Below are 23,487 nucleotides of genomic sequence, written 5' to 3' on the forward strand. Positions count from 1 at the left end.
TATTGCCCCTTACATCTTAACGCAAAAGAGAGGCCGTTCCCAGATGCGCGGGAACAACCTCTCTATCGATATGCCGTTCGTTAAGGAAGCATCGTGCTTCCCATCAAGAAGCGATCGACTTCGCGAGCGGCCTCGCGGCCTTCATTGATCGCCCATACGATCAAGCTTTGTCCGCGTCTCATGTCGCCGGCGGCGAACACTTTATCGATGTTCGTGTTGTATTTACCGTAACGAGCTTTAACGTTCGAGCTGCGGTCGGTTTCCAAGCCGAGCTCGTCGATGATCGTGCGTTCCGGTCCTTCGAAGCCGACGGCTACGAGAACAAGATCCGCAGGCCATACTTTCTCGGTGCCCGGAATTTCTTCGTAAATTTTGCGTCCCTGCTCGTCCACGTAGCGGCGGATTTGCACGGTATGCAATTCCTTCACGTTACCGTTCTCGTCGCCGACGAACTTCTTCGTCAGCACGGAGAATGCGCGAGGATCTTCGCCGTAGAGAGCTTTCGCTTCCTCGTGGGCATAATCCAGCGTATATACGTTAGGATACTCCGGCCAAGGATTGTTGAGCGGGTCGCGCTCCAGAGGCGACTTGGCGTGCGTGCCGAATTGGGTAACGCTGGCGCAGCCGTGACGAAGGGCGGTAGCGACGCAGTCGGTCCCCGTATCCCCGCCGCCGATCACGATGACGTGCTTGTCTTTGCCCGAAATATACGTGCCTTCCTGCAGCCCGTTATCGAGATAGCTCTTGATCGTGCTGTTCAAATAGTCCATCGCCGGGATGATGCCTTTGAGCTGATGTCCATCGACGTTGCCGATCGGACGCGCTTTCGTCGCGCCGCCGCACAGGACGACCGCGTCGTACTGCTCTTGCAGCTCGCGAGCGGAGATGTCCTTGCCGATCTCGGTATTCGTAACGAACTTGACGCCTTCGGCAGCCAGCAGATCGACGCGACGTTGCACGATGTGTTTCTCAAGCTTCATCGTCGGTATGCCGTACGTCAGCAATCCGCCGATGCGGTCCGCTCTCTCGAATACGGTGACGGTATGGCCCGCTTTGTTCAATTGCGCTGCGGTCGCGAGGCCGGCAGGTCCCGAACCGACGACCGCGACTTTCTTGCCGGTCCGGTTCTTAGGAACCTCCGGTACGACCCAGCCTTCCTCGAAAGCGCGGTCGATAATCGCTTGCTCGATCGTCTTGATCGTTACGGCATCGCCGATCAGACCGACGGTACAAGAGCCCTCGCACGGGGCCGGACATACTCTCCCCGTAAACTCGGGGAAGTTGTTCGTCTTGCTCAGGCGCTCGTAAGCTTCCTTCCAAAGACCGCGATAGACGAGGTTGTTCCATTCCGGAATCAGATTGTTGATCGGACATCCGGAAGCGTTGCCCGAAAGCTCCATCCCGGTATGGCAATAAGGGGTTCCGCAATCCATGCAGCGCGCGCCTTGCGTTCTAAGCTGCTCGTCGGAGAGCATCCGGTGGAACTCCTTCCAGTCCTTGATGCGCTCCAGAGGATCGCGATCGCTCGGAAGTTCCCGTTTATATTCCATGAATCCCGTAGGTGTCGACATCACATTTCCTCCATCTGCCGTGAGTTACGCGCTAATAATAGATCATCCTATCAAATCGGGTCATATGCAAGAATGGACTTTACGACGATTAATTTGCATCATTCCGCTAGGCGCGCTCGTATACGCAGAACGAATACGGCAGCAGATTCCGCTCATCCTGTACGCCTGGCGTACGAGATACGAGCTTCCATTGCGACCGATCATATGGAGGAAAATACGTGTCTCCCGCGAAAGCTTGATCGATCTCCGTCAGCAGCAGCCGATCCGCGACGTCCAGCGTCAGGGCGTAGATTTCCGCTCCTCCGATGACCATGAGCTCGGAATCGCGGTATTTCGCCAGCGCTTCGTCAACCGACCGCGCCAACTCGCAGCCTTCGGGAGCCTCCTTCATCGTTCTCGACACGATAATGTTCGTGCGGTCCCTAAGCGGACGCTTAAGCGATTCGAACGTTTTGCGCCCCATCAGCACCGGCTTGCCTAGCGTGTTGCGAGTGAAAAAAGCCATATCCGCAGGCAGTCGCCATATCAATTCATTATTGTTCCCAATAATGCCGTTGGAAGCGACAGCTGCAATAAGCGTTACCGACATCGGATACCTCTCAAGTTCGGAAATAGGTTTAGAAAATCGTTATTCCTTATCATATCACACCTATTTAGGGTTGCCTACCCGAACATTATTGGCCGACCCCTTTCCAATATTAGGCTTTCTCCGGCTCGTCCGCCTGATCGGACCCGAACATTTTGGGCCCTCTCGGCGATGTCGAAGCGTTGTCCGGTTCCAGCGTGACGCCGATCGCGTCGAACGGGTCGGACGTGTCCGCGAGCGACAACGTCATGATGCCGATGCCGGTCGAATCTACTTTGAACGTACCCGCGCTTCTTCTTTCGCCTTTATTCCACAGCCATACCTGATAGGCTTCGGTGCCTTGCGTTTCCGGGGAATCGAACACATAGACGACGAGTTGCTCCTGTCGGCCGGAATTGACCTTACAAGCAACGCCGTAAGCGCGCGATCGACCTTCGAACTTGCCTGACTCTTCTACCGCGGTTAGGCGATATAACGTATCGATCGTCGCCGGCATCGGGGCCGCGGATACTTCCGCGGAACGATTCTCGGCATCCAAGGAGATCGCGCTGAACCAGCCCGCGAAGAACACGAACGCAATGAGCGCCGCGCTCGTCGCGTAAATGCTTATTTTCTTCAGCATTTGCTTCGGCTTGCGCGAACCGATCAAGGATGACGTATCCGTCTCCATATCCCGCAGCAAAGAACCTAGCACTTCGTCTTTCAAGTCCGCCGGCGGCTCGATCAAATCCATGTTGCCGGCCTCGCTCTCCCCTATGTCGCGCCATATGCCCGCTTCTTCCCTGCAAGCCGCGCAGGCAGCCATATGCTTCTCGAACCGTTTGCGCTCTACGTCGGAGCTGCAGCCTGCTATATAATCGATTAATCCTTCGCAAGGATTCGTATCCGGACTATTCATGGTTCACTGTTCCTCCCTCAAGCCTTGGAGTTGTCTGCGCAGCGTCTTTAGCGCTTGATGAAGCCTGTTTTTGACCGTTCCCAACGGTTCATGGCCCATTTCCGCAATCTCTTGAAGCGTGAATCCTTTCCAATAGAGAAGCTCGATAACGCGCTGTTGCGCTTGGCTTAACGCCCGCGATGCTCTTGCGAGTTCCGATTGCGCGGATCTGCGCAACGCCGCGGCTTCCGGATTGCCCGGCTCATCTTCGCTGTTACTCCCGGTCCATTCGTCGATGGATACCGTCTGCCTGTGACGCCGCTCTCGGCGCATGACATCGATGGCGATATTCCTCGTCACGGTGACGAGCCAATTCGAGAACGCGCCTCGGCCCGCGTCGAATTCCGCCCGCGTCGTCCAGAGGCGCGTGAACACGAGCTGAACGACTTCTCGCGCCAGCGATTCGTCGCCGCAGGCTTTGCGCGCGAACGAGTAGACAAGCCGGACGTATCGATCGTACAGCAGCTCGAGCGCGTCTTTGCGTTGCTCGCGGATTTGTCTCATCAACTCCGCATCGGACGGTATAGGCATATGCACCTTCTCCTTGTTCCTCTTCTCTCCAGGCAAAAGCGAAACAGGCGGGCAGGGATTCAGCTCCCCGCCCGCCAACGATTAATCTTCCGTAACTGTGATCGTACCCCTCATATTCGGATGCGGCATGCAATAATACCCGAACGCCCCTGTCTCGTCGAACGTTACCGTCGCGGACTCCTCTTGGCCTAGCAGAACGGTTTCGAACGAACCGTCATCAGCCACGGCGTTATGCTTCACTTTATCGCGATTGACGAACGTGACCGTCTGCCCCTTCTTAATCGTGATTTCCGCGGGGGAGAAGGCGAAGCCCTTGATCTCTACGACGACTTCTTGCGCTTGGTCCGCATCGTCATCCTGTGAAGCGGACGGCGTAGCCGTTGCTCCTTCAGAGGCTTCTGCGGATGCGGATGCGGATGCGGATGCCGACGGCTTCGGCGACGCTGGTTGAACCGGCTTCGGCGATGATGAAGGTTCCGCGGACGGAGTCGATTCGGCTTCCTGTTCCGCCTCGTGCTCCTCTTCATGCGAGGCGCTGGCGGATGCGGACGGTTCGGCCGATGGAGAAGCTGCCGGGGAAGCTGACGATTGTTCCGTCGGAGATGCCGAGACGTCGCTGCTTACTGGTGTATCCGAAGCCCTTGCGCTTGGCGCCGCAGCAGGTTCATTGTCATTGTTGGAACCGCATGCCGCCAGAGCCAGAAGCAACGCTGCGACCAGTATCGCCGCGAATCCCTTGGAGGTCAGTCGTTTCATTGTACGGTTATCTTCCCTTTCATGAACGATTTATGAGGCTCGCAGAAATATTCATAGACGCCCGGCTTCGTCAGCGTGATCGCGGCGGATTCCCCTTCATCCAGCAACGGAGTCTCGAATGCTCCGTCCACCGCGACGGCGTTGTGCTTCATATCGGCATCCCGATTGATGAATTCGATCGTCGTGCCCGCTTTAACCGTAATGTCGGCCGATTGGAATTTGTAATCCTTCATCTCGATGGTGACCTTAGCCGATTGGTCAAGCCCTGTCGTCGTCCCCTCGAATCCGGACGGATCGACGACGAACCATACGCCGTTAACCGCTTGCCCGTTCAAGTCGCCGCGCTTCGCGTCATTGACGAAATAGTACAGCGGATAGCCTCTGAACATCGTCTGTTTCGTGCCGTCTTCCCTCGTGATTTCGCTGAAGTCGCTCGCGTTGAGAGCTTTCGGAACTTGAATGGCGTCCGCGTGGAACGCAGGCCAGTTCTCTAGGCAACTACCCGTACAAACGCTTGCGCCGACCGGGTCTTTGTCAAAATAATACAGCGTGTTCCCTTGGCTGTCGACCAAATAGTTGCCAAGCTTCGCGTCCGTACCCAAACCGATCGTATAGAACGGCTGCTTGATGGAAAACCAAACGCCGCCCATGCCTTCGCCGTTCAGGTCTCCCGCCATCGTGTCTTTAGCGAAATAGTACAAAGGCCAACCTTTGTACGTTAACTGACGCTTACCGTCCGAACGCGTGAACGAACCGAAATCCGAACGTTCCAAACCGTTAGCCAACAAAACGTTATCCGAGTACGCAATCGGCCAGTTCGCGAGACATTGGCCTTGGCATGAGTCCGGATCGACGGTGTCGGTCGCGAATAGATACAGCGCCCTACCTTGTCCGTCCGTCAAATAAGCCGTGCCGTCTGCCGCTTCGGCGATATCGATGCGATTGCCGCTCAGCTTATCCGCCGCTCCCGCAGGAATCACTTTCAGCTCCGCGAGCTGAGAGGCCAACGTCTTTCCGCCGCCCTTGACCGTCGCTTGCAGCGCTTCGATCAACGCGACGGCAAGGTCCGCGTTCGTGAACGGCGAAGCGTCAGCAGCGCGGTATAAGCCTCTGGCCGCCGCGAAGGCAAGCGCATCGTCGTAGGCGAAATCCGCGCCCGCCTTATACCCTAGCGCTTCCAGCATGACCTTATACAGCTGCTGGGACGTGACGAGCGCCGCAGGCTCGAATCGGTTGCCGCCCGTTCCGTTCCAACCGTATTCGGGATGATTCCTCAAGTACGCCAATGCCGGCGCGTTCGCTTTTCCAGCGGACGACGCGTCTAAGAACGTATCCGTTCCGGTATAAGCGTGCGCTTCATGCTCCTTGCCTATCAACCGCAAATATAAAATCGCCGCTTGAATTCTCGTTGTCGATTTCGCCGAGTAAGCGTCAGTGACGCCCTGGCCATCCCCGACAAGCACGCCTAACTGCGCCGCGAGATCCGACGCATGAACGATCGCCGGCCCTGCGGTTTCGCCGCTCGGGAGCGCCTCTTCCGCCTGCGCGGTCCATGGGAGGGTCAGTAGGCTTGCCGCGAGCACAACCGTCAATAACAGCCTGCTCCTTCTCTTCATCCGTTAACCGATCTCCTTCCGTCTTGTCATTCCTTATAGGAAACGAAGGATTGGGCTTTTCGGTTTGAGCGGCTGAGGAAAAAAGCGGAAATTTCTAAGTTAGCATAGACGCCTGCATAAGTGCAGGCATTCCATTTGCTCAGCGAAGATCAACCGGCACGCCTACATAAGTACAGCTATTACTTGAGCGTTTGCCCTGAATGGCGAAATACTGACCTCATACATGCAGTTTCGCATCTATTCCTGCCTCGATAACAAATTCAGCATTTTATTACTGCATGTTTGCAGTTGTGTGATATCGGCAGTCACTCAGAACGCCGAATGGCGGCACAGGAATCTGTGCCGCCATCTGTAAAAGGTCTGTATTATACGGCAACAGGCGCTTTAATCGCCGGGTGCGGGTCGTACCCTTCAACCGATAAATCTTCAACGTCGTAATCGAAAATAGACTGGATTGCAGGGTTAAGCTTCAAGGTCGGCAACGGCCTGACGTCTCTGGCCAGTTGCGTGTCGATCTGCTCCAGATGGTTCGAATAAATGTGCGCGTCGCCGATCGTATGCACGAAATCCCCGACGCCGAGCCCGCATTCCTGCGCGATCATATGCGTCAACAAGCTGTAACTGGCGATGTTGAACGGAATCCCGAGGAATATATCCCCGCTTCTCTGATACAACTGGCACGACAGCTTGCCGTTAGCCACGTAAAACTGAAACAGCGTATGGCATGGCGGCAGCGCCGAACGCTGAGGCGTCGCATCCTCCGGCGACCAGGCCGTTACGATCAAGCGCCTCGAATCGGGATTTCTCTTAATCTCATCGATCACGTTCTTCAACTGGTCGATCGTATCGCCCCGGGACGTTGTCCATCGTCTCCACTGCTTGCCGTACACGTTGCCTAAATCCCCGTATTCGCTCGCGAATCGGTCGTCTTCCAGCACGAGCTTTTTGAAAATCTGCTCCTGCTCCAAGTACTCCGCGTTAAACTCCGGATCGGTCTGCGACCGAAGGCCGAAGTTCGTCATATCGGGTCCCTTGTATTCGGCGCTTTCCACCCACTTCTTGAACGCCCATTCGTTCCAGATGTTATTGTTATGCCGCAACAGATACCGAATGTTCGTGTCTCCCTTAATGAACCATAACAGCTCGCTGGCAATGAGCCGGAAAGGAACCCGCTTAGTCGTAAGCAGCGGAAAGCCTTCTTCGAGATCGAATCTCATCTGGTAGCCGAATACGGATATCGTCCCCGTTCCCGTCCGATCCTGCTTCACTGCCCCGTGCTGCTTCACATGTTTCAATAAATTCAAATAAGCCGTTTCATTAGCGCTCATCGTCCAAGTACCTCCGCTCGATGTTCCCGATCAACACGTCTTATTCTATCATTCGGTCCGAGAATCTGTCGATTCCGCGGAAGCAAATCGTTCGTGCCGCCGCTTCATCCGCAGCGCGTGGCGCTCAGGCGCGCTGCTCGCCAGCTTGCGCTCCTGCTCGTTCTCGGGCTGAACCGGCGGAACCGGCGTTGGCTTGCCGTCCTCGTTCAAAGCCACGAACGTGGAGAACGCCGTAACGGTCACGCGCCGCTCGCCCGTGAACAAATTTTCCGCGCGGACGACGACGTACACCTCCATCGAACTGCGGTGCGTCCAAGTGACGAACGCTTCCAGCTCGACGGCTTCCCCCATCCGGATCGGGGACACGAAATCCAGGCTGTCCGTCGATGCCGTCACGACCGGTTTGCGGCAGTGACGGATCGCCGCGATCGCGGATATCTTATCGATGTACTTCATGACCGTTCCGCCGAACATCGTGCCGTGGTGATTCGTATCCGTAGGAAACACGAGCTCCGTCATGATCGACCGGGACTGGCTGACCGGTATCGCATTCGTCTGTTCATCCATCGCGCTCCACTCTCCTTCATCGGCTCCGTATAAAAATATGCACCTCCCGAAGCGCTGACGACGATATCGCCGCGCCACGGAAGGTGCATGGTAAAGAATAGGTTATTTTTTAGGCGCCATCGTGTGGATCGGATGGCCCATCGCGAGCTCCGCCGTATCCATCGTGATCTCGCCGAGCGTAGGATGCGCATGGATCGTCAGCGCGATGTCCTCGATCGTCGCGCCCATCTCGATCGCAAGCCCAAGCTCCGCGATCATGTTGGACGCTTCGACGCCGGCGATTTGCGCGCCGAGCACGAGGCCGGTATCCTCGTCGTGGATGAGCTTCATGAAGCCGTCCGCGCCGCCGAGCGTAACCGCGCGGCCGTTGCCGCCGAACGGGAACTTGCTCGATTTCGCTTTATAGCCTTTGTCTTTCGCTTCGTTCTCGGTGTATCCGACGCTTGCGCATTCCGGATCGGAGAAGGCCACGGCAGGGATGCATTTGTAATCGACTTTGGACGGCAGTCCCGCGATCGCTTCCGCAGCGACTTTCGCTTCGTAGGAAGCTTTGTGCGCCAGCGCAGCGCCTGGAACGATATCGCCGATCGCGTAGATGTTCGGGATGTTCGTACGGCATTGGTCGTCGACTTCGATCAGGCCGCGCTCGCCGACTTTGACGCCGATCAGGTCGAGGCCAAGCTCTCCGTCCGTGTTCGGACGGCGGCCAACGGTAACGAGCAGGTAGTCCGCCGTTACCGACTTCTCTTCGCCGCCGACTTCGTACGTTACGGTAACGTCTTTGTCCGTCTGCGTAGCGCCTTTGGCAAGCGCGCCGTTAACGATCTCGACGTTGTTCTTCTTCATCTTCTTCACGACGAGCTGGCTCATGTCTTTGTCGAAGCCAGGCATGATCGTGTCCGCGCCCTCAAGGATCGTGACCTTCGTGCCGAATTTCGAGTACATTTGGCCAAGCTCGGCACCGATGTAGCCGCCGCCGATGACGACGAGGCTCTTCGGCACTTCATTCAGCGACAGCGCTTCTGTCGAGGACAGGATGCGGCCGCCGAACGGGAACGGCTTCAGCTCGATCGGGCGGGAGCCCGTCGCGATGATGCAGTTCTTGAAGCGGTAGCGAGGCGCTTCTTGGTCGTTGAACAGGCGGGCTTCGTTCTGGTTGATGAACATGACCTCGCCGTTGAACATTTGAACCTTGTTCGCCTTCAGCAGCATTTCGACGCCGCCGGTCATTTTGTTCACGACCGACGACTTATAGGCTTGTACTTTCGTAAAGTCGACTTTGACGTTCTCTGCCGACAATCCGTATTCGTCCGCATGCTGCATCGCTTCGTAGTGGTGCGCGGCGTTAATGAGCGCCTTGGAAGGAATACAGCCGACGTTCAAGCAGACGCCGCCGAACTTGCCCTTATCCGCGATCATGACTTTCTGCCCGAGCTGAGCGGCGCGAATCGCGGCTACGTAACCGCCGGGGCCGGCGCCGATGACGAGCAAATCGATATCGAGGGATGCATCTCCTACTACCATGGGTTAAACCTCCATTACGAGCAGCTCTGGATCTGCCAGCAGCTGTTTGATGTAGTTCATGAAGTTCTGAGCCGTCGCGCCGTCGATGATGCGATGGTCGAAACTTAGGGACAATGCCATCACCGGAGCGGCCACGATCTCGCCGTTCTTGACGACCGCCTTCTCCGTAATGCGGCCGGTGCCGAGAATCGCGACTTCAGGGAAGTTGATGACCGGCGTGAAGAACATGCCGCCCGCCGAGCCGATATTCGTGATCGAAATCGTGCTGCCTTTGAGCTCGCCCGCGGATAACTTGCCGTCGCGGCCGCGCACGGCGAGATCGCGGATCTCGTTCGCCACGGACCATACGTTCTTGCGGTCGGCGTCGAAGATGACCGGAACGATCAGACCGTTGTCCGTATCCGTCGCGATGCCGATGTTGTAGTACTTCTTATAGACGATCTCGTTAGCCGCTTCGTCGATCATGGCGTTCATGACCGGGAACTCGCGGCAAGCCGCTACGAGCGCCTTGACGATGAACGGCAAGTACGTCAGCTTGACGCCTTTCTTCTCGGCGATCGGCTTCGCGCGGTTGCGAAGCGCGACAAGGCCTGATACGTCCACTTCGTCCATGAGCGTAACGTGAGGCGCGGTATATACCGACTTGACCATCGCGTTCGCGATCGCCTTGCGGATGCCCTTGAACGGAACGCGCTCTTCTACGCCCTGACCGACAGGTCCGGCAGCTTTCGCCGCAGGCGCAGCCGTCGCCGCCGCTACAGGAGCTTCAGCAGACGTTGCAGCCGCAGCAGGAGCGGCGCCCGTAAAGCCGAGCACGTCCTCGCGGGTAATGCGTCCGTTCTTGCCTGTACCTGCTACTTGCGCGATGTTGACGCCTTTCTCGCGAGCAAGCTTGCGCACGCTTGGCGTTGCCAGCACGTTGGCGTTGCCCGCAGGAGCAGCCGGAGCTGCTGCCGCAGGGGCAGCCGTTGCTTCTTGGGCAGGCTGGCCTTTCGTATCCGCGCCGCCTACCGCGCTATTGCCGGACGCGCCGCCTTCGGCTTGCGCATGGCTATCGGCCGACGGCGCTTGCTCCGGAACGTCGCCTTCCGCTTCGATAATCGCAACGATGTCGCCGACATGCATAACCTGTCCGTCTTTCGCGCGGACTTCGGTTACTTTGCCGTTTACCGGGCACGGCACTTCAACGATCGCTTTATCGTTTTGAACTTCCATGATGATATCTTCGTCCGTCACCGTTTGGCCCGGCGCGATGTGCATCTTGACGATTTCGCCTTCATGCAGTCCTTCGCCCAGCTCGGGGAACCGATATTCAAATCTAGCCATCTGGCATTCCTCCTCCGATTAGAACTGCAGCACTTGATTAACGGTTTTCACGATGCGCGCCGTCGTAGGCAACCAAGCGTCTTCGATCTGCGCGAACGGATATACCGTATCCGGACCTGCACAACGGAGAACCGGCGCTTCCAGATGCAGAATCGCTTTCTCGTTGATTTGCGCGATAATTTCCGCAGCCGCGCCGGAAGTTTTCTGAGCTTCCTGCACGACGATCGCGCGGTTCGTCTTCTGGATCGAAGCGACGATCGTATCGATATCGAGCGGAAGCAGCGTGCGAAGGTCGATAACTTCGGCGGATACGCCGCTCTTCTCGAGCTCTTCCGCGGCTTTAACCGCCGTATGAACCATCAGGCCGTATGCGATGATCGTTACGTCTTTGCCTTCGCGAACGACTTTCGCTTTGCCGATCGGCACCGTGTAAGCATCTTCGGGCACTTCGTCGCGGAATGCATGGTACAAGTTCAAATGCTCCATGAAAAATACAGGGTCGTTGTCGCGAATCGCCGATACGAGAAGGCCTTTCGCGTCGTAAGGGTTGGAAGGAACGACGACTTTGATGCCCGGCGTCTGGATTGCAAGGCCTTCCAAGGAGTCGGTATGAAGCTCCGCCGCTTTAACGCCGCCGCCGAACGGCGTACGGAATACGATCGGAGAGTTGTAACGGCCGCCGGAACGGTATCTCATGCGCGCCGCTTGAATGAACATTTGGTCCATCGCTTCGAAGATGAAGCCGACGAACTGGATTTCCGCCACGGGACGGAAGCCTTGAATGCCAAGACCGACCGCAAGTCCGCCGATCGCGGATTCCGCCAGCGGCGTGTCGAATACGCGGGTTTCGCCGAATTCGGCCTGTAGACCTTCCGTCGCGCGAAATACGCCGCCTACTTTGCCGACGTCTTCCCCGAACACGATGACGTTAGGATCGTTCTTCAGCTCGACGCGAATCGCGTCGCGGATCGCTTCTTTCATATTCATCTGAGCCATGCTGTGTCTACTCTCCCGTCTTACGATTTATTGGAAATCGGCTTTTTGCTCTTCGAGATGCGGAGGCGTATGTTCGAACATCGAATCGATCAGGCCGTTCACGGTCATTTTCTCCGTTTGTTCGGCTTTCTTGATGTGCTCGTTCACCGCGTTCTTCGCTTCCTCTTTGACGCGCGCCGTATCTTCATCCGTCCAAAGCCCTTTTTTCTCCAAATACTTGCCGAAACGGACGAGCGGATCTCTAGGGCTCCACTCCGCTTCCTCTTCCTTCGTGCGGTACTTCGTCGTATCGTCTGCCATCGAGTGAGGACGGAAACGGTACGTCAAACCTTCGATCAGCGTCGCGCCGCCGCCGTTACGCGCGATCTCGGCCGCTTCTTGCACGGCGGAAATTACGGCAAGCACGTCCATGCCGTCGACTTGAAGGCCGCGGATACCCGCAGCGAGCGCCTTGTGGGCGATCGATTGCGCGCCGGTTTGCTTCGCGTACGGGGTCGTGATCGCGTAACCGTTGTTTTGCACGAAATAAATAACCGGGAGCTTGAACGAACCCGCGAAGTTAAGGCCTTCGTAGAAGTCGCCTTCGGACGAGCCGCCGTCGCCGGTATAAGTAATCGCAACGCGCTTCTCGCCTTTCAGCTTGAACGCCATCGCCACGCCGGTAGCGTGCAGAATTTGCGCGCCGATAATGATTTGCGGCATAAGAACGTTAACGCCTTCCGGGATTTGACCGCCGTGCTGGTGACCGCGGGAATACAGGAAAGCTTGGTACAGCGGCAGACCGTGCCAGACGATCTGCGGCATGTCGCGGTAGCCCGGAGCGATAAAGTCTTCTTTGGAGAGGGCGTATTCGCTTCCTACCATCGTCGCTTCTTGACCGGACACCGGCGCATAGAAGCCTAGGCGGCCTTGGCGGCCCAAGTTAACGGCGCGATCATCCCACGTGCGGGTGAACACCATGCGGTACATGATTTCTTTCAATTGGTCGTCGGACAGCTTCGGCATACGCTCCGCGTTGACGACTTCCCCTTCCGGAGACAATACTTGCAACGGAACGACATTATCCGACCTTACTTCGTGCGCTGCATGACCGGCAGTTTGGTTCGCCGGCGTTTCCAATGATACTTTGCTCATTAAGGTTCACCTCATCTTGAATTGTGGAAGAGGGCTTTCTGTTATAGAATTATTATATCCCTGTTTAACCTATTTGGTCAAAGAAAATGTCCAAAAATCCTTTATTTATATAGCTTCATTGACAATTATGTTTATATAACAGGGTGATGAAATTTGTATAACACAATAGTACACTCCGTTCTTAGTCAGTCTTCAATTGGTTTACCCAAGCCCGTGTTATCCCATACCTGCCAAGGAGGTTCGTTCCATGAGCGACAACCCGTTATTCCGAAGAACGATCGTTAGACACGATATGCCAAGCCGATTACTGCCGGAGCAAACCCGGTCTTTGCGCGTTTATTTGCCTCCGGGCTTTCAAGAGTGGATCAGTTATCCTGTCGTTTACTGCCAGGACGGCGAAGATTTCTTCAATTTCGGCCGAATCGCGACGCAAGCCCAACGCCTGATCATCGAAGAAGGATGGGAGCCGTTCATAATCGTTGGGGTCGATGTCGACAAAACGCGCCGCACGAACGAATACGCCCCGGACGGCGATCGGCATGAGGCCTATGTGCGGTTTTTCGCGGAGGAAATGATCCCGTGGGTGGAATCGCGCTATCCGGTTCGCGACGTGCCGGAGCAGCGCTTGCTGGCCGGCGATTCTTTAGGCGGCACGGTCTCTCTCTCGATAGCCCTTCGGTATCCGAAGCTGTTCCATCAAATCGTCAGCTTCTCCGGCGCTTTCTACGGCTCGTCGATCGAACAGCTGAGACTGGCCGGGCCGCTTGAACCGCTGCGCTTATGGATGACGGTAGGCTTGCAGGAAACGGCATACGAGACCGATCGCGGCGTGTTCGATTTCGTATCCTTGAACCGAACCGCTCGCGAGCTGCTGCTTGCCAAAGGAGCCAAGCTCATCTACTCGGAGAAAGACGGAGAGCATAAATGGGGTTTTTGGCAAAAAGAAATACCGGAAGCGCTCGGCGCCTTTCTCGGGCCGTCGCCTGCGGTATTCGGATAACCCTCGATTATACCGAGGGCGGGAGCTTGCGCTCTATGGACTCGAACAAACGTCGAATATCTTCCTCGGTATGCGAACCACCGCGGCGGAACGCGAGCAACTGCTCCTTGAGCATGGCGGCGGCTTCCTCGTAAGCCGCCTCGTCCAGACTTGCGCCGTCCGGATCGTACCAGACGAATCCGCCATGCGGTCCGTTGCGCAAGTAGGCGGTTTCCCATTGCGACGGATATTCCGGCCATGGCGCTCCGAGCGCCATCGCGATGACCTCGTCGTGAGGCACGGGGAGCAAATGATGATAATGCTCCTCCGCTCCGCCGCCTGCCACGTTCAAATGCAACGCCGCGTAATGCAAGTAATGCTCGCCGGTTTCCGCGTCTTTGACGATCCGGTACAACTCTCCGTTCTTCTCGTTCAACGTGGTCACGGCTTCGATCCGCCTCGTCAACTCTTCCTCGTTCACAAGCCGCATTCGCGCGAAGCTAAGCGGCAGCGGCGCGTTCGGCTTATCCTTCATCGGAATGTCCCGCATGCGCCATTCTCTCCTTAACGACCGCGAGCAATCTCGCGCAACCTTCCTTCACAAGCTCGTAAACCTCGTCGAAGTTGCCGGTGTAATACGGATCGGGCACGTCCGCGAGCCCTTGCTCCGGCATCAGCGATAGAAACCGGATCACTTCCGATTTCGGCGACGCCCCCAGCACGCCGCGAATATCGCGCTCGTTGCGGGTATCCATCGCCACGATCATATCGAACCGGTCTCCATCCGCTTTGGCGATCTGCCGCGCCTTCATGCCCGCATAGGAGATTCCGTTGCGATCCAGCAGTTTGCGGGTCCCCTCGTGAGGAGGATGACCGACGTGCCAGTCGCCCGTTCCGGCGGAATCGACCGCGATCCGGTCACCCAACCCCTCGCGAAGCACCAGATCCTTGAATACCGCTTCCGCCATCGGAGAACGGCATATGTTGCCTAAGCAGACGAATAGTACGGAATAACTCATGCTTGCCCTCCAACATCTTTCGATTGCGCCCCGTGCAACGACCGACGAGGCAGCTTCCATTTATAATAGACGGATAGCATCCTGAACAACACGACGACCGTAAACAGAGCGAATAATTCCCAGGCGAGCAGCAAATCGAAAAGACCGATCGCGAGTCCCGCCAACAACGCCCAAACGGCGTAAATTTCGTCGCGCAGCACAAGCGGCTTGCGGCCGGCCATGACGTCCCGCACCATCCCGCCGCCGATTCCGGTCAGCATCGCGGCGACCATCACCGCGCTAAGCGGCAAATGCTCTTGAACGGCGTACAATGCGCCTTGAATCGCGAACGCGGCCAAGCCGATCGCGTCGAAGAACGCTTCGCCTCTTTTCCAATGATGAATCCAATGAATCGGCAATAGAAACACGATGAGAATGGCGATGCCCGCCGTCTTCAGGAACAGCCCTTGGCTCCATAGCGTCGTTACCGGAACGCCGATGAGAAGATTTCGTATAACGCCGCCGCCGAACGCGGTTACGAGGCCCAATACGAATACGCCGAGAATGTCATACTCCTCTTCCATGGCGACGATCGCGCCGCTGACGGCGAATGCGATCGTTCCGATCAAGCTGAAAATATGAAAGACGTCCCATTCCAATGCCGATAACCTCCGATAATCCCGATCGATGTCGATTGATGACAATCCTCTCTCATTGTAGCGGCAGGTCCGGCTGTTCCGCAACGCTCTTTTTACCGTTATACTGAGAGGATTAAAGGAAATGTTCCGCATTTTTATCCCGAATAGAAAAGGATGTCATCAAGTGTCCGTACAACAACCGCACCCGCGTGTCTTAATCGTGTCCGGAGGCAGGCTCGGGGAATGGGCCTCCGCTCTGCTCGCGACCTATGATTGTATCATCGGAGCCGATCGCGGAGCCGAATTCGTTGCCTCGAACGGATTTCGCATGAAGCTTGCCGTCGGGGACTTCGACTCGGTTACGCAGGGGGGATTGGATCTCGTTCGCGAATTTTCGGACGAGCTTCTGTCGTTCGACGCCGTGGACAAAGACTGGACGGACACGGAGCTTGCGCTCCGCGAAGCCGTAAGCCGAGGATTCCGCGACATCGATATGATCGGCGCTCTCGGTACGAGATTCGATCATACCCTCGCCAACGTCCATCTGCTCAAACAAGCGCAGGAGCTGGAATGCAGCCTGCGCTTGATCGACGAGCAAAATGAAATTCGATTATGTACGAATAAGGCCGCGATGCGGATCGCCGAGGATTCGCGATACGAGAACGTCTCGCTGCTTCCGTTGTCAGAGACCGTGACGGGAGTAACGCTGGAAGGCTTCCGTTACCCGCTTCGCGACGCCGCGATCAAGCTCGGCCAATCGATCGGCGTCAGCAACGTCCTGGTCGCGGCGACAGGTACGATTACGATCGGCGGCGGGCTTATGCTCGTTATCCGCAGCCGGGACTAAAGCTCGATGACCATCCCGGTTTCGGCAAGCTTGATGTACGGCGGGAGCGGATAAACCGTTCGCGCGTCAACGTCATGCGACAAATGGGTAAATACGACGTTCTTCGGCTTGATCCGCTCCGCGAGCCCGACTCCTTCCTTCATATCGTATACCGATCTCGTCTCCATCGGATACGGCTCCTCCGCGAAGCTCGTCCCGAGGAAGAGCAGATCAAGACCTTTCAAAGGCTCGATCTGCTCGTCGGACATGTTGATCGCGTCCGAGCAATAGGCCCACGCTTTGCCGCTCGACTTATGGTCGAATCGATACGCATAGGAGTATCCGTTCTTGCCGTGGTTCACTTTCCACGTTCGGATGGCCCACTGTCCGTAGTCCATCCCTTCGTCGTTCGCGACCAGCTCGAGCTGCGTCTCTACCCATGGATATCTGCTGCGGATTAACGCGAGCACCTCTTCCGGCGCATATAACGTCGCCGGTTCGCCAAGCCATCTGCAGCTGTCGGCCCAATCGGTAAGTCCGGCGATATGGTCCATATGCGCATGCGTTATGAGCGCATGCTCGACGCGACGCGCGCGAAGCCGCTCCATCTGGGTCCTCCAGTCCGGCCCGCAATCCAGAAGCAGAGGCGGCAGGGTATCCTCCTCCAGCCACACGGCAGAACGATACCGCCTGTTAGCCCCCGACGATCTTGCTTCCATGCAGACGTCGCACTCGCAGTACACCCTGGGCGTTCCCATGGAATCGCCGTTACCTAGCACCGTTATCCGCATCGTATCTCCTCTTATAGCGGCATGAGCTCAATATCGCTTCGCGTCTCGAGCTCCGCGATCATATTCAGCCATTCCTTCGGCTTATTCGGCAGCACCTCGTAATAGGTTTTCAAGAACGCGGTAACGAGAGAAGCAGGAATGTGCGTCGTAGCATGGTCGGCCGGCAAGAAGCCCAAGTCGAGCCCCGTAACCGCTTTGCCCTCGTGATCCCAAGAAGGGTGAACGTAGGTGATGTCCAGCTTGCGATAGCCTAAGTGGGACAGCACTTCGCGGCGTACCGCCGGATGCATCGCGAGCACTTCGCCGAACGAATGGCTTGCCGTCGCTTGCGGGTTATAGATCTCTGCGAACATACCGTGCGCCACCGAACCCGAAGCGGCTTGCAGGCGAACCAAGTCCTTCTGCCGCTCCACGAACAGGAATCTCCCGATCCCTTTGCTTAATGCGCTGATGATGGTGAAATCCGTCATCGCGACGCGCAATTCCGGATAATACCGGTACTCGGTCGCGCCGACAACCTCTCCCCCTTCGATCGCCACGTAGACATGAATCGACGGATCGGCGATCGGCTCCTTCCATAACTCGTACGCCAGCACTTCCTCCGGCGGGAAAATCTTCGTCATCATCCCGTGCATCGCCGCGAAATTCGGGTCTTCGATCGATTTGACACGAACGTACTCCATTCCAATATCCTCCTCTATATATTACCGTTTCCCTATCGTTTGAACGGGTTGCGCCATTCCATCAACGCCGCGTAGTCGGCGGACTGCTCGTCTTCCAAGTAGTTCGGCACGACGCCGGCCGGCATCCTCCCGCAGCGCAGCAGGAACGTAATGACCGGGTCCTTCCGCTTGCCTTGCACGACCTGCTCCAAGTATTCCTCGGCCGTCATGCGGTCCGACAACGCTCCGTATCCGGGCATGCGGCCGCCGCCTAGCAGCCTGTCGCATCCCAAATGGACAACCGTCTCGTACATCGACTGCATGAGCCATTTACCCAACCCGAATCGGCGAAAGGCCGGCGACACGCAAAGATCGATGACATACAACGTTTCTCCGTCAGGCTGATGAGTTCTAATATATCCATTATCGGAAATCGTCGACCAATCATGCCGTTCGTACTCCTCAAGACGGATGCGCAGCGCCGTCATCGAGCCGACGATTCTTCCGTCGATCTCGGCGCAGATCGCTCCGTCCGGAAACCTCGTAACGTGTTCCGTTAACTGAGCTTCGTTCCACCAAAGCTCGGACGGATACGGCGGCGGAAAGCATTCGGCCTGCAAATCGATTAACTTCCCGAAATCCGACGCTTCGTAGTTACGAATCATAACCGTGCGCATCGTCGTCCCGTCCGTCGCTTTGATCGTTTTCCGCATGCGGCAGCGGCCTCCCCTACTCGCTTATTTCCAATCCGTATACAGATCGGTTCGACGGTCTCGCCATGTCGTCACGGAGCCGGCCTTACGGACGTCCTCCAGCAGCGACAAATCCAAATCGGCGGTGATTAGCATATCCGCGTTGATCTCCCCTTCGCACAGGATGCCGCGCGGCGGAAAAGGAATATCGTTCGGCGTAATGACCGCCGCTTGTCCGTAATTCGCTCTCATGAAGTCGACTTTGCGCAGCGAACCGACCGTGCCGGTCGTCACGATGTACACTTGGTTCTCGACGGCCCGGGCATGACAGCAATAACGAACGCGGTAGAAACCGTGACGATCGTCCGTGCAAGACGGACAGAAAATGACGTCCGCGCCCTTCGCCCGCACCATTCGAACGATTTCCGGAAATTCGATGTCGTAGCAAGTCAACAAGCCGATCGTTCCGAAAGGAGTATCGAACACTTCTACGCCTTCGCCCGGCTCTACGTTCCACGCTTCTTTCTCCGTCGGCGTAATATGCAGCTTATCTTGCGTCTTATAGGTACCGTCCGGAGCGAATAGGAAAGCGGAGTTTCGAAGCCGGTCGCCTTTTCTCGTCACATGGGTGCCGCCGATGATATAGACGCCGTAGCTTTTCGCCAATCCGCTGAACAGCGCGATATAAGAATCCGTATGGTCGGAAAGCATGCCGATCGATTGACCTTTCCCGTCTACGTCGCCGATCGCGAGCAGCGGCGTCGTTACGAACTCGGGGAACAGTACGAATTCCGAGCCGTATTCCGAGGCGTTGCGAACGTAGTGGGTCGCTTGCTCCGCAAATTCGGCGAACGTCTCGCAATCCTGCAGTTGAAACTGAACGGCTGATACTCTCATTTTCATCGGGTGAACTTCCTTTCTGCTACGCGTATCTCTCATTATCTTAGCTACATGGTAGACGTTCAGCAAGCGTCGCGGTCGCCGGCAACGTCAAAAACACCGAGCTGGCGGCGTACGCGGCGCCCTGCTCGGTTATGAGAATTTTCTCATCGTTTTTTAAGAAAGGGCTTCGAATGCCCTGTTCACGCTTTTTTTTCTCTCTTTGGGAAACGTTAGGAAACTTCGAGTTTGCTATACTCGGTTGAGCAAGCGACACGAAACTCACTATACGGAGGGATTCCAACATGAATCTTCAACATACGCTCATTCGTAAAGTACTTACGGTCAGCCTTGGCGCGGTAATTGGATTTACCGGCATCGCGATTGGACAAGCTCAGCCAGCGGCGGCGGCTACGAAAGCAGACAAAATCGTCAGCCTGGGCAATAAATATCTCGGAGTCAAGTACCGCTTCGGCTCGCCGTCCGGCAGAACTTCCACTTTCGACTGTTCTAGCTTTACTCAATATATTTACGGCAAATACGGCATTAAGCTGCCTCGCGTCTCCAGCGACCAGGCTAAAAAAGGTTACCGCGTATCGAAGTCCAATCTGAAAAAAGGCGACCTCGTCTTTTTCTCTACGAAACGCACGGGCAAGAAAATCGGCCACGTCGGCGTTTATACCGGCAAAGGCAAGATGCTTCACACGTACGGAGCGCCTGGCGTCACCTATTCGAGCATCAACTCCAGCTACTGGAAGGCTCACTACGTTACCGCCCGTCGCGTACTTTAATAACGTCTAGTCTGCGCGCAATGTTGCACGAAAAAACCGGCAAATTCGGGAAATCCGAAATGCCGGTTTTTGTTTGCGTTCTATGTTGTTGTCACCGGTTGCGGGGCAACTGGATCGAGATCGTCGTTCCGTTGCCCGGCTTGCTGTACACGTCGACTTTGCCCTCGTGCATATCGATGATCTTCTTCGCGATGGACAAACCGAGACCGCTGCCGCCCGTCGTGCGTCGGCGCGCGTCGTCCACGCGGTAGAAACGCTCGAACAAGTAAGGAATTTCGTACTCGGGAACGCCGATCCCGTAATCCGTCACTTCGATCTTGACGGAGGATTTCGCCGCTCGTACGCGGACGTCGATCGGTTCCTTGCTGTATTTGATCGCATTGTCGATCAGAATGAGAAGCAACTGGCGGATTTTATCCTTGTCCCCGCGCATCTTGACGTTGCCGTCCGAATGAACGCGGATTTCCCGTTGGAACGTCGTGCCGAGCGTCTCGGACAGCTCGCGGATAACGCCGTACACGTCGAATCTGTCCATCTTGAGCCAAGCGTCCTGCTCCGCTTCGGCGAGCGTCAGCATCGACCGGATAAGGTTCTGCAGCCGCTGCGTTTCCTTCGAGATCGCTTCGATCGCCTCGTCGCGCACCTCGGCGTTGTCTCTGCCCCAACGCTTCAGCATATCCGCATAGCTGGAAATGACCGTCAGCGGCGTCTTGAGCTCGTGGGAAGCGTCGGCCACGAAGTGCTTCTGATGCTCGATCGTTCGATCCAGCCGTTCGATCATTTGGTTGAACGCACGAACGAGCTGCTGAAGCTCGACGGATTCTTCCCTTCCGCTTAGCTTCACGACCTGCAGCTTGCCGCTTCGGTCGATTTCCCGCATCGTCTGCACCATCTGACCGATCGGCCCCGTTAATCGCGACGTGAACCATAGCGTACCGAATATCGCGAACACGACCGCTCCGATGCTCGTTACGCTTAGCGCGCCGACAAGAATTTGCAAATAGCTGTCCAGCACCGTAAGTCTGCGGGCCGCCTCGATCGTCCCGATGAAATGTCCTTGATCGAATAGCGGAACGGTCAAATAAATAATCCGTTGTCCATTGATCTGGCGCGTTTCGGACATCATGGACGAGCTGGCGATCGCAGGTTGCGAAAGCAGTTCTCTATCGCCGATCTGATTGACGACTTGTCCGTCCGCCGTTACGATCCGCATCATCTCGTTCGCGTTATACAGATCGATAAGCACCTTCGGATCATCCAGCCCGCGCATGTTCTTCTGGCGAATCGAATCCAGGACGAGGTCCGTCTTATTCGTCATGAGAGCAAGTTCGCCGCGCGTCGTAACGCGAATGACGAAGAAATAAACGAAGATGTTGTACAGAATCAGGATGAAGATTAACCAGAAAACGGTGAATAGCGTAAACCGCGACCGCAGTGTCATGCATCCGGCTCCTTCAGCATGTAGCCTACGCCGCGCACCGTGTGCAGCAGCTTATGGCGGTATCCTTTGTCCATCTTCTGGCGCAAGTAACGGATATAGACGTCCACGACGTTCGTATCCCCGATATATTCATAACCCCACACGTCCGATAAAATCTCGTCTCTCGTCTTTTCCGTGTTTTTATGACGCGCCAAGTAAAGGAGCAGCTCGAATTCCCTCGGGGTCAGATCGATGGAAACGTCTTTGCGGTACACTTTGCGCGTTAGCAGCTCGATAGTCAAATCGCCGATTTTGATGACGTCCTCGTTCTCCCCTTCGCGGGAAGCCTGGAAAATACGCAGCAGGTTTCTGACGCGGGCGAGCAGCTCTTCCATCGCGAAAGGCTTAGTAATATAATCGTTCGCTCCATGTTCGAATCCGCTTACTTTGTCCGGAACCGTGTCCCTTGCCGTCAGCAGGATCACGGGCACCGCGCGGTCGTTCTGTCGCAGACGGCGCAGAACCTCGATTCCGTTGAGCTCGGGAAGCATGACGTCGAGCAGAATGAGGCTCCATTCGCCGCTGACGGCCATCTCGAGACCGGTGCGGCCGTCGGCAGCGCGCCCGACGGTATAGCTTTCATGCTCCAGTTCCAGTTGCAATATTCTCGCGATCGAATCCTCGTCTTCAATGATTAATATTTTCTCGTTGTTCATCTTGCGTTCACCTCACGAATATACGATCCAGCCGCAGACGGCTGCTAGCAGAACGATTAACCACGGCGGGCAACGCCAGCTCGAAAGCATGACGAAACCGATGATGACGAACGTAAAGTCCGTTGCGCCCTCAACCGTGCTTGTAAATACGGGCGTGTACAGTGCGGCAAGCAACACGCCGACGACCGCCGCATTAACACCCGCGACGACTGCCCGCGTACGGCGATGCGCGCGAAGCTTGGACCAGAACGGCAATACGCCCGCGACAAGAAGAAAGGACGGCAAAAAAATGAATAAGAGCATGACGACCGCGCGGAGAACGCCTTCGCCTCCAGGCGCGGATACGGCCCCAATATAAGCCGCGAACGTGAACAAAGGGCCTGGCACCGCTTGCGCGGCGCCGTAACCGGCCAGAAACTGCTGCTCGTTCAAGATGCCTTGCGGAACCGTCTCTTCGTGCAACATCGGCAGAACGACGTGTCCGCCGCCGAAGACGAGCGATCCGGTACGGTAACCGATATCCGCGAGCTGCGCCATCATACTAGGATGCCATGAAGCCAGAACAGGCAAAGCACCGAGTAGGACGATGAATAGAAGCAAGCATATAACCGCAGGCGTCGGCCTCATGCCGCTATCCGGCGAATGATGCTCGTCCGCTAAAGGTTGAGGTTGGATGAAATAAGCCCCGACGACCCCGCAAAGCAGCAGCGGCACGATCTGTCCGAGCGCGCCCGGCCACGTTAATGCGATAACGGCGGTAAGGGCGGCCATCGAGATTCGGGTTCGGTCAGGCGTTAGCGTGCGTCCCATGCTCCATACCGCCTGCGCGACGACGGCCACGGCCGCCAGCTTCAGACCGTGAAGCCATCCGGCATCGGCGAAGTCGTTGTTGTTCATGGAAAGGGCGAATAGGATCAACAATAGCGCCGAAGGGATCGTAAAGCCCAGCCATGCGGCGACCCCGCCAAGCAGGCCTGCCCGTCTAATTCCGACGGCAATCCCTAGCTGACTGCTGGCCGGTCCGGGAAGAAACTGGCATAACGCCGTCAATTCCGCGAATGACTCGTTGGAAAGCCAGCCTTTGCGGTCAACGAACTCGCGCCGGAAATATCCGATATGCGCGACGGGGCCGCCGAACGAAGTCAACCCGAGCTTCAGCGCGGTTAACCCCGCTTCGAGCGGACGATAGAGGCTCCCAGCCATCTTGTGCTCTCCCTTGTCTA

At 56.5% G+C, this 23,487-nt stretch carries 25 protein-coding genes; 3 read left to right on the top strand and 22 right to left on the bottom strand.

Features of this window, described 5'->3' with window-relative positions:
- Positions 1-80: 80 nt before the first annotated feature.
- The 12 genes from COHPA_RS0103225 to pdhA form a co-directional block, all read right to left on the bottom strand.
- Complete coding sequence (locus COHPA_RS0103225) at positions 81-1,571, bottom strand: glutamate synthase subunit beta (RefSeq protein ID WP_027084758.1); 1,491 nt, start codon at positions 1,569-1,571, stop codon at positions 81-83.
- A gap of 106 nt (positions 1,572-1,677) precedes the next feature.
- Complete coding sequence (locus COHPA_RS0103230) at positions 1,678-2,160, bottom strand: dihydrofolate reductase (RefSeq protein WP_027084759.1); 483 nt, start codon at positions 2,158-2,160, stop codon at positions 1,678-1,680.
- A gap of 109 nt (positions 2,161-2,269) precedes the next feature.
- A complete protein-coding gene (locus COHPA_RS24160) occupies positions 2,270-3,055 on the bottom strand; it encodes an anti-sigma factor (protein ID WP_027084760.1) in 786 nt (261 codons plus the stop codon).
- 3 nt (positions 3,056-3,058) lie between these two features.
- Entirely contained in the window at positions 3,059-3,625 is a 567-nt protein-coding gene (locus COHPA_RS0103240; protein ID WP_027084761.1) for an RNA polymerase sigma factor, read from the bottom strand.
- An 81-nt stretch (positions 3,626-3,706) separates the two neighbouring features.
- The gene (locus COHPA_RS24955) at positions 3,707-4,381 is read right to left on the bottom strand and encodes a cupredoxin domain-containing protein (protein WP_027084762.1); all 675 of its coding nucleotides are present in this window, start codon (positions 4,379-4,381) and stop codon (positions 3,707-3,709) included.
- Positions 4,378-5,997, bottom strand: coding sequence for a plastocyanin/azurin family copper-binding protein (locus COHPA_RS24170; protein WP_027084763.1), 1,620 nt, complete (start codon positions 5,995-5,997; stop codon positions 4,378-4,380). Before COHPA_RS24170 ends, COHPA_RS24955 begins: the two co-directional genes overlap by 4 nt.
- Positions 5,998-6,362: 365 nt before the next feature.
- Positions 6,363-7,325, bottom strand: a complete 963-nt coding sequence (locus COHPA_RS0103255; protein WP_027084764.1) for a thymidylate synthase — start codon at positions 7,323-7,325, stop codon at positions 6,363-6,365.
- A 48-nt stretch (positions 7,326-7,373) separates the two neighbouring features.
- Positions 7,374-7,892: an acyl-CoA thioesterase gene (locus COHPA_RS0103260; RefSeq protein WP_027084765.1), complete on the bottom strand. Its 519-nt coding sequence runs from the start codon at positions 7,890-7,892 to the stop codon at positions 7,374-7,376.
- 102 nt (positions 7,893-7,994) lie between these two features.
- A complete protein-coding gene (gene lpdA / locus COHPA_RS0103265; RefSeq protein ID WP_027084766.1) occupies positions 7,995-9,416 on the bottom strand; it encodes a dihydrolipoyl dehydrogenase in 1,422 nt (473 codons plus the stop codon).
- 3 nt (positions 9,417-9,419) lie between these two features.
- Complete coding sequence (locus tag COHPA_RS0103270; RefSeq protein ID WP_027084767.1) at positions 9,420-10,742, bottom strand: dihydrolipoamide acetyltransferase family protein; 1,323 nt, start codon at positions 10,740-10,742, stop codon at positions 9,420-9,422.
- 18 nt (positions 10,743-10,760) lie between these two features.
- Positions 10,761-11,738, bottom strand: coding sequence for an alpha-ketoacid dehydrogenase subunit beta (locus COHPA_RS0103275; protein ID WP_027084768.1), 978 nt, complete (start codon positions 11,736-11,738; stop codon positions 10,761-10,763).
- Between the two features lie 27 nt (positions 11,739-11,765).
- Positions 11,766-12,872 (bottom strand): pyruvate dehydrogenase (acetyl-transferring) E1 component subunit alpha, encoded by a 1,107-nt coding sequence (gene pdhA, locus COHPA_RS0103280; RefSeq protein ID WP_027084769.1) that lies wholly within the window; start codon positions 12,870-12,872, stop codon positions 11,766-11,768.
- Positions 12,873-13,119: 247 nt separating this feature from the next.
- Here pdhA and COHPA_RS0103285 point away from each other — a divergent pair, with 247 nt between their 5' ends.
- Positions 13,120-13,872: an alpha/beta hydrolase gene (locus COHPA_RS0103285; RefSeq protein ID WP_027084770.1), complete on the top strand. Its 753-nt coding sequence runs from the start codon at positions 13,120-13,122 to the stop codon at positions 13,870-13,872.
- Positions 13,873-13,879: 7 nt separating this feature from the next.
- On the opposite strand, the gene COHPA_RS0103290 is transcribed toward COHPA_RS0103285, so the two are convergent.
- Genes COHPA_RS0103290 through COHPA_RS0103300 form a run of 3 tightly spaced genes read right to left on the bottom strand, consistent with a single transcriptional unit; the run spans position 13,880 to position 15,508 of the window.
- Positions 13,880-14,401 (bottom strand): hypothetical protein, encoded by a 522-nt coding sequence (locus COHPA_RS0103290; RefSeq protein WP_027084771.1) that lies wholly within the window; start codon positions 14,399-14,401, stop codon positions 13,880-13,882.
- Positions 14,376-14,870, bottom strand: coding sequence for a low molecular weight protein-tyrosine-phosphatase (locus tag COHPA_RS0103295; RefSeq protein ID WP_027084772.1), 495 nt, complete (start codon positions 14,868-14,870; stop codon positions 14,376-14,378). The genes COHPA_RS0103290 and COHPA_RS0103295 overlap by 26 nt, the downstream gene beginning before the upstream one ends.
- Positions 14,867-15,508 (bottom strand): trimeric intracellular cation channel family protein, encoded by a 642-nt coding sequence (locus COHPA_RS0103300; RefSeq protein WP_027084773.1) that lies wholly within the window; start codon positions 15,506-15,508, stop codon positions 14,867-14,869. The genes COHPA_RS0103295 and COHPA_RS0103300 overlap by 4 nt, the downstream gene beginning before the upstream one ends.
- A 163-nt stretch (positions 15,509-15,671) precedes the next feature.
- Between COHPA_RS0103300 and COHPA_RS0103305 the strand changes: the two genes are divergently transcribed.
- A complete protein-coding gene (locus tag COHPA_RS0103305; protein ID WP_035119978.1) occupies positions 15,672-16,334 on the top strand; it encodes a thiamine diphosphokinase in 663 nt (220 codons plus the stop codon).
- Here COHPA_RS0103305 and COHPA_RS22910 read toward each other — a convergent pair.
- The 4 genes from COHPA_RS22910 to COHPA_RS0103325 are packed head-to-tail and all read right to left on the bottom strand — an operon-like array spanning position 16,331 to position 19,361.
- Positions 16,331-17,104, bottom strand: coding sequence for an MBL fold metallo-hydrolase (locus tag COHPA_RS22910; protein ID WP_211237869.1), 774 nt, complete (start codon positions 17,102-17,104; stop codon positions 16,331-16,333). The genes COHPA_RS0103305 and COHPA_RS22910 overlap by 4 nt on opposite strands.
- A gap of 11 nt (positions 17,105-17,115) precedes the next feature.
- Positions 17,116-17,787, bottom strand: a complete 672-nt coding sequence (locus COHPA_RS0103315; protein ID WP_027084776.1) for a hypothetical protein — start codon at positions 17,785-17,787, stop codon at positions 17,116-17,118.
- Positions 17,788-17,819: 32 nt separating this feature from the next.
- Positions 17,820-18,479 carry a GNAT family N-acetyltransferase gene (locus COHPA_RS0103320; protein WP_027084777.1) on the bottom strand — a complete coding sequence of 220 codons (660 nt, stop codon included), beginning with the start codon at positions 18,477-18,479 and terminating at the stop codon, positions 17,820-17,822.
- Between the two features lie 24 nt (positions 18,480-18,503).
- On the bottom strand, positions 18,504-19,361 hold the full coding sequence (locus tag COHPA_RS0103325) for a carbon-nitrogen hydrolase family protein (protein ID WP_027084778.1): 858 nt from the start codon (positions 19,359-19,361) through the stop codon (positions 18,504-18,506).
- A 281-nt stretch (positions 19,362-19,642) separates the two neighbouring features.
- Here COHPA_RS0103325 and COHPA_RS0103335 point away from each other — a divergent pair, with 281 nt between their 5' ends.
- On the top strand, positions 19,643-20,128 hold the full coding sequence (locus COHPA_RS0103335; protein WP_027084780.1) for a C40 family peptidase: 486 nt from the start codon (positions 19,643-19,645) through the stop codon (positions 20,126-20,128).
- A gap of 91 nt (positions 20,129-20,219) precedes the next feature.
- On the opposite strand, the gene COHPA_RS0103340 is transcribed toward COHPA_RS0103335, so the two are convergent.
- The 3 genes from COHPA_RS0103340 to chrA are packed head-to-tail and all read right to left on the bottom strand — an operon-like array spanning position 20,220 to position 23,467.
- Positions 20,220-21,569: a sensor histidine kinase gene (locus COHPA_RS0103340; protein WP_027084781.1), complete on the bottom strand. Its 1,350-nt coding sequence runs from the start codon at positions 21,567-21,569 to the stop codon at positions 20,220-20,222.
- Positions 21,566-22,264 carry a response regulator transcription factor gene (locus COHPA_RS0103345; protein WP_027084782.1) on the bottom strand — a complete coding sequence of 233 codons (699 nt, stop codon included), beginning with the start codon at positions 22,262-22,264 and terminating at the stop codon, positions 21,566-21,568. Before COHPA_RS0103345 ends, COHPA_RS0103340 begins: the two co-directional genes overlap by 4 nt.
- A gap of 12 nt (positions 22,265-22,276) precedes the next feature.
- Positions 22,277-23,467, bottom strand: coding sequence for a chromate efflux transporter (chrA, locus tag COHPA_RS0103350; protein ID WP_027084783.1), 1,191 nt, complete (start codon positions 23,465-23,467; stop codon positions 22,277-22,279).
- Between the last annotated feature and the right edge of the window lie 20 nt (positions 23,468-23,487).

This window comes from Cohnella panacarvi Gsoil 349, from assembly GCF_000515335.1.
GTDB classification, from domain to species: domain Bacteria; phylum Bacillota; class Bacilli; order Paenibacillales; family Paenibacillaceae; genus Cohnella; species Cohnella panacarvi.

Coding starts and splice junctions, on each gene's coding strand:
- COHPA_RS0103290 (WP_027084771.1), bottom strand. CDS start 14,401: ATGCGGGACATTCCGATGAAGGATAAGCCGAACGCGCCGCTGCCGCTT.
- lpdA (WP_027084766.1), bottom strand. CDS start 9,416: ATGGTAGTAGGAGATGCATCCCTCGATATCGATTTGCTCGTCATCGGC.
- COHPA_RS0103225 (WP_027084758.1), bottom strand. CDS start 1,571: ATGTCGACACCTACGGGATTCATGGAATATAAACGGGAACTTCCGAGC.
- COHPA_RS0103345 (WP_027084782.1), bottom strand. CDS start 22,264: ATGAACAACGAGAAAATATTAATCATTGAAGACGAGGATTCGATCGCG.
- COHPA_RS0103335 (WP_027084780.1), top strand. CDS start 19,643: ATGAATCTTCAACATACGCTCATTCGTAAAGTACTTACGGTCAGCCTT.
- COHPA_RS0103270 (WP_027084767.1), bottom strand. CDS start 10,742: ATGGCTAGATTTGAATATCGGTTCCCCGAGCTGGGCGAAGGACTGCAT.
- chrA (WP_027084783.1), bottom strand. CDS start 23,467: ATGGCTGGGAGCCTCTATCGTCCGCTCGAAGCGGGGTTAACCGCGCTG.
- COHPA_RS22910 (WP_211237869.1), bottom strand. CDS start 17,104: ATGCGGATAACGGTGCTAGGTAACGGCGATTCCATGGGAACGCCCAGG.
- COHPA_RS0103230 (WP_027084759.1), bottom strand. CDS start 2,160: ATGTCGGTAACGCTTATTGCAGCTGTCGCTTCCAACGGCATTATTGGG.
- COHPA_RS0103275 (WP_027084768.1), bottom strand. CDS start 11,738: ATGGCTCAGATGAATATGAAAGAAGCGATCCGCGACGCGATTCGCGTC.
- COHPA_RS0103260 (WP_027084765.1), bottom strand. CDS start 7,892: ATGGATGAACAGACGAATGCGATACCGGTCAGCCAGTCCCGGTCGATC.
- COHPA_RS0103325 (WP_027084778.1), bottom strand. CDS start 19,361: ATGAAAATGAGAGTATCAGCCGTTCAGTTTCAACTGCAGGATTGCGAG.
- COHPA_RS24170 (WP_027084763.1), bottom strand. CDS start 5,997: ATGAAGAGAAGGAGCAGGCTGTTATTGACGGTTGTGCTCGCGGCAAGC.
- COHPA_RS24160 (WP_027084760.1), bottom strand. CDS start 3,055: ATGAATAGTCCGGATACGAATCCTTGCGAAGGATTAATCGATTATATA.
- COHPA_RS0103285 (WP_027084770.1), top strand. CDS start 13,120: ATGAGCGACAACCCGTTATTCCGAAGAACGATCGTTAGACACGATATG.
- COHPA_RS0103295 (WP_027084772.1), bottom strand. CDS start 14,870: ATGAGTTATTCCGTACTATTCGTCTGCTTAGGCAACATATGCCGTTCT.
- COHPA_RS0103240 (WP_027084761.1), bottom strand. CDS start 3,625: ATGCCTATACCGTCCGATGCGGAGTTGATGAGACAAATCCGCGAGCAA.
- COHPA_RS0103320 (WP_027084777.1), bottom strand. CDS start 18,479: ATGCGGAAAACGATCAAAGCGACGGACGGGACGACGATGCGCACGGTT.
- COHPA_RS0103255 (WP_027084764.1), bottom strand. CDS start 7,325: ATGAGCGCTAATGAAACGGCTTATTTGAATTTATTGAAACATGTGAAG.
- pdhA (WP_027084769.1), bottom strand. CDS start 12,872: ATGAGCAAAGTATCATTGGAAACGCCGGCGAACCAAACTGCCGGTCAT.
- COHPA_RS0103340 (WP_027084781.1), bottom strand. CDS start 21,569: ATGACACTGCGGTCGCGGTTTACGCTATTCACCGTTTTCTGGTTAATC.
- COHPA_RS0103315 (WP_027084776.1), bottom strand. CDS start 17,787: ATGGAGTACGTTCGTGTCAAATCGATCGAAGACCCGAATTTCGCGGCG.
- COHPA_RS24955 (WP_027084762.1), bottom strand. CDS start 4,381: ATGAAACGACTGACCTCCAAGGGATTCGCGGCGATACTGGTCGCAGCG.